This window comes from Actinomadura rubrisoli, from assembly GCF_004349215.1.
Lineage (GTDB): Bacteria > Actinomycetota > Actinomycetes > Streptosporangiales > Streptosporangiaceae > Spirillospora > Spirillospora rubrisoli.
The window spans coordinates 1-4,562 of record NZ_SMKU01000519.1 but is presented as its reverse complement, the minus strand read 5'-3'; the positions used below and the strand labels follow the sequence as shown (position 1 = coordinate 4,562).

Sequence of the window (4,562 nt, the reverse complement as noted above, 5' to 3'; positions counted from 1 at the left end):
CCGCCCCAGCACGGCGGACCGCTCTTCCAGCAACCCCCACCACCGCCGGGACCGCCATCTGGCGCTCCACCAAGCCCGCCGCGCAGCTGACCGACGGCGAGACGAGGCTGATCTGCCGTCCACGTCGACAGCAAGGCGCGCGCGGCGGTCCGGCTCACCGGCGCATCCCCAGCCAGCCGTGTATGACCTCGGCGAGAAGGTCGGCTCGTCTCGCCCGGCTTGATGGGAGCAACGCACCGACACTGTGCGACCAAGGCCAAGGTCGCCGCTGCTCTTGCAGCCCACCACAACGCGTCCCGGCACGCCGACCGCCTTGCCTTGCCGTCGCCGGTGACGTCATCGGTCAGGCCCGCGCCGACCTGGAGCCCCAGGGCGCCGGTCTGGCCATAGTGCACATCCCTCAGCCGCACCCGCGCCGCGTGTATTGTCGCTGGTACCGCACCCGCGGTGCCTCGCCGGTCATCTCACGCGATGCCAAGCACCGTGAAAAAGGTCGCTGCCACCAGCGCGCCCTGGACACAGACCAGCGCGGGGCGGACTCTGCGGGCCAGCGGGCGGCGCGAAGGCAGCGCCACCGCGATCACGCCGACGACGGCGCTGCACCAGAACGTCACCACCGACACAGCCCACAGCACATCTCCATCTGGATTGCACGACTCCCCGCTGGTCATGCACGCACCGACCCCGTCATCCAGGACCATCAGCCACGCAGCGACGGTCACCGGCACCAGCGCGGCCAGCAGGATCACCGCGCAAGTCCTGGCCTCGTCCGTGGTCTCCGCCTCGCAGAAAGGCATGTTCTCCATAGCCGCAACCCCACCAAGGATCCGACGTCAGCGGAATCCGCTCGGCTACTCACCCCGCAGGCGCCCGGATACTCACCTCACCGATGGGGCCTGCCTGATCGCAGTGCGCGCGGCCAGTACGCCCGGACGGGCCGGGCCGCGACCATCTACACGATCCGGTCCTAGCGGCCCGCAGTGGCCCCATGGCGGGCCGGGAGCGTCGCGTTCGGTCAGTTGGTCCCCGCGTTGAGCGCCTCCGGGCGGACAGCGATGCGGGATTGAACGCAGGCCGGCGTTCCACGCCGGACGGCGGGTAAGCGCCAGGTTCTCGCCATGGCTCGGTTGCCGTGCGCCGTGCGCGCGTTGGCCGATCGGCCGTTACGGGTTCGGGCCATCATCAGCAACATCATCCGAATAGCTCAGTCGTCCGTCCCCGGATGCCGGAGATCTTGTCGCAGTCGTCGCAGCCATCGGGAGGCTCGCTGCCCTGAGTGGAAGGCCGTGGCGAACGGGGCCATCCGTGAGGCGGCTTCACCTCAGGTCGTCCCATTCCCAGTTCACCGACGGCACGGCAGCTCCTGCCATGAGCGGTGTCGGCGCCGCGAACGCCTCCCGCAATCGGCGGGCGGTCTCAGCTCGGCCAGCGCATCGCGGATACCGGTAACGGGACAGCCAACGGACATTCCCGCCCAGGACCGGGCGATCGCTCCGACCCGCCGGAACTCCCAGCCCAGCTGAGCACACGCCTGCCAGGTCACCGACTCCACCGAACCCGGGGTACATCAAGGACTTCACCAAACCCGGTGGGCTTCATGTCGCGGAACGGGTCGATCGCTTCCTTCCACGATCCCGCCCTGCTCTGATCGTTGCAGCAGTGACATAAACCGGCAAGGCACTGCTCCGACTAGGAGAGCAGCCGTTGGCGCAGGGCTGCTTCGATGGTCGGAGCAGATAACAGCAAGGCTGCTCCGATCATCGGGACAGTGACTGCTCCGATGATCGATGCAGACTGCGCCGATGATCGGAGCCAACCCTCTTTTCACCCTCGTGGACTCTCTCTCGAACGGCGCGGACACGTTGGAGGACGGTAGGTAAGTTCGTTACCTTCCACGGCGACTCATGGCTTCCTACGGCGCCGCGACCACGGATGGACGCGCGGTCCTCGCCGACGCCGAATGCGACGGCATCGCCAACCTCTCCGCATGGATGCACGGTGACACTGAAAGCCAACGACTGACACCACGCCGACCATGCTTGAACCTGGCCCGCACGTCGCCTGGGAACCTCAGTCCCATTACGAAACTCCCCTGGATCCAGGCACAGCTTCCTTCCGCAGTCGACGCAATGCCAACTCTTCGCTGTGCTGACAGAGCCCGTGACAATGCACCCAGTATCGTCGCAGTATCAAATGCGGCCTGGGCAAGCGGGCCACCACACGCGACACCAGGATTATTGCTCGCTAAGGAACGGCTACCACAATGGTGAACCTCATCGGAGCAGAACGGCCCGTCCACCGTCCTGCCCTCGCAGATCTCCTTCTGCAGTGCCCATGGCGAGGGTGCGGACAGGACCGCGTCAAAGATTTCCCTGCCCGCATAGAAGAGGGAAAACCACCGCCCTCTCGATACGGCGACGCCGCGATCCGCACCTACATCACCGACGGCCCCACCGTACTCTCTGCCGCAGGTCAGGACTGCGCTAGCCGAGGCAGGAGGTCTCAGCGATGAGGTCTGATGACGTGGCGGAACGATGGTCGCGAGAGGCATTGGAGGCGCTGGGACCGGTGATCGATGTCCCGACCGCCGCATCCGTGCTCGGTATCGGAGAGTGGACGGCGTACGCGATGATCCGCCGTGGGGAGTGGGAAGCCACGCTCACCCCTGTCCTGCGTCTGGGCCGCAAGATCAAGATTCCGACGGCGCGGCTCGTCACCCTGCTGTACGGCGATAGCGGGCCGGCCCCCGCAAGCCGCGACACCGAAGGTCCATCATCGGACATGGCAGGACGTCCGACAGGCACCTCCGGCGCGGCCACCCATGACGACGGTGCGCCCTCGACGGCTTCTTGATCGTTCATCCGGTGGCCGGAGCGAGCACATGCTGCGCCCCCTGTGGATGTCATGGGCTGACACAGCTCGCCCGCAGCCGAGCGTCTATCTCCGGTCTCCTGGTCCTCGAACCGGCCGGGAGGCAACCGCAGTGTCCGGCGATGACGGCTCGGACCCCGCAGGCGCCCAGGACCCCAGGCTCGCCAAGCCCTACCAGCTCTACCAGGACGCGCTCTGGGACGCGGGCTCCGACGAGCTGTCGACGACGGAGATGGCGGTGGCGCTGTGCTACGCCAACCACGCTCACAAGCCGCCGTATGACCGGGCGTGGCTGACCGACCGGCGACTCATGCAGCAGTGCAAGATCCGCTCAGCCGGAACCGTCGGGCGTATCCGCGATTCGCTGGTGAACAAGGGATGGCTGACCCCGCTGCATCCCGCTACCGGCACCCCGCTGGCCTACCAGCAGGCCAAGGCGCTGCAGCGCAGACGCAAGACCTTGCCCTACCTGCTGATCCGCCCGGCTGCGCCGCTCCCCACAGCAGCGATGCACACCGGTGAAACAACTGCTCCGACGAGCGGAGCAGACGAAAGCAAGGCTGCTGCAATGAGCCGATCGAACGGCACCACTGCTCCGATAGGCGAAGCAGACTGCTCTGCTGATCGGAGCACACTCTCCTCTCCCCCTTGTGAACCCTGTTCTGTGCCCGGAAGCGCGGACACATCACAGAGCGACCGAGAGTTGGCCGCCTTCACCAAGACGCTCATGGCCGCCTACGGCGCTACGGCCGACGAAGTCCACGCGGTCCTCACCGACGCCGAACACGACGGCATCCGCAACCTCACCGCATGGATGAACAGCGACGCCGGACGCCAGGACATCCCCCGCCGCCTGGTCCGGCGTCGGCGCCAACGCGCCCCCGCCGCCGCGGCGCGGGCCCGCGGGAACCGGGCCGCGATCGAGGCCTGCCAATGGTGCGACCACAACGGCCACCTCGACCACGGCGACCTCGTCCGCAGATGCGACCACACCGACCCACCGGCACCACCACCCGCCGGCACCGAGGACCACCGCACAGCCGCCGAGATACTGGCCGAACTCCGCAAGAAGTGGCGCGGGTGATCCGTCCACCAATCCGCTCAAACCGGGACAACATCAGAGTCCGGAGAAGGGGGGAAGCTCACTCTCTTGTAGTGGTGAAGCCTGCTACCTGATTCGTCCTGGGTAGGCGATGGCGAGTTCGTTGAGTGCTTTGCACCATCCCTGGACGCGTTGTCCTTCGACGACCGGAAAACCAGGGGAACATCAAGGTGTCCGACGAACGGGGAGAATCTCAGGTTTACCGGATCGGTCTGATCAACCTGAGGGGGCTGCGGTCACTGGTCAGGGCGGAGTTTCAGTGGGAGCAGCCAGGGCCCGCACGCTGCTGAACAGCACCCCGAAGGGCGCAGCCGACTACCCTTCAGGTCGATGTCCGGCGACCCCTCCGCGATTCTGAAGCAGGCCGCGCACCCTGGACTTCGGCAGGCCCGTGGCGATCGCCCTGCTGGGCGTGATATGGCACATTGTCGACCACACCGAGGCCGCGGCGATCGCGGACCGGCTAGATGATTGATTCCAAGGGCTGCTGTTGCGTTCAGTGGTCGTAGGCGGTCAGGGAGCGGGCGATCGGCTGGTCGGTCTTGTCGTTGTGCCAGATCGCGGCGGTGAGGGCCAGGATCGGTGTGAG

General features: G+C 66.7%; 3 protein-coding genes. 2 read left to right on the top strand and 1 reads right to left on the bottom strand.

Features of this window, described 5'->3' with window-relative positions:
• Positions 1-464: 464 nt before the first annotated feature.
• Complete coding sequence (locus E1298_RS44405) at positions 465-806, bottom strand: hypothetical protein (RefSeq protein WP_131903388.1); 342 nt, start codon at positions 804-806, stop codon at positions 465-467.
• Between the two features lie 1,702 nt (positions 807-2,508).
• Here E1298_RS44405 and E1298_RS44400 point away from each other — a divergent pair.
• Both E1298_RS44400 and E1298_RS44395 read left to right on the top strand, forming a co-directional pair.
• Entirely contained in the window at positions 2,509-2,853 is a 345-nt protein-coding gene (locus E1298_RS44400; protein WP_131903387.1) for a MerR family transcriptional regulator, read from the top strand.
• 130 nt (positions 2,854-2,983) lie between these two features.
• Positions 2,984-3,955, top strand: coding sequence for a hypothetical protein (locus E1298_RS44395; protein WP_131903386.1), 972 nt, complete (start codon positions 2,984-2,986; stop codon positions 3,953-3,955).
• The last annotated feature ends 607 nt before the right edge of the window (positions 3,956-4,562 follow it).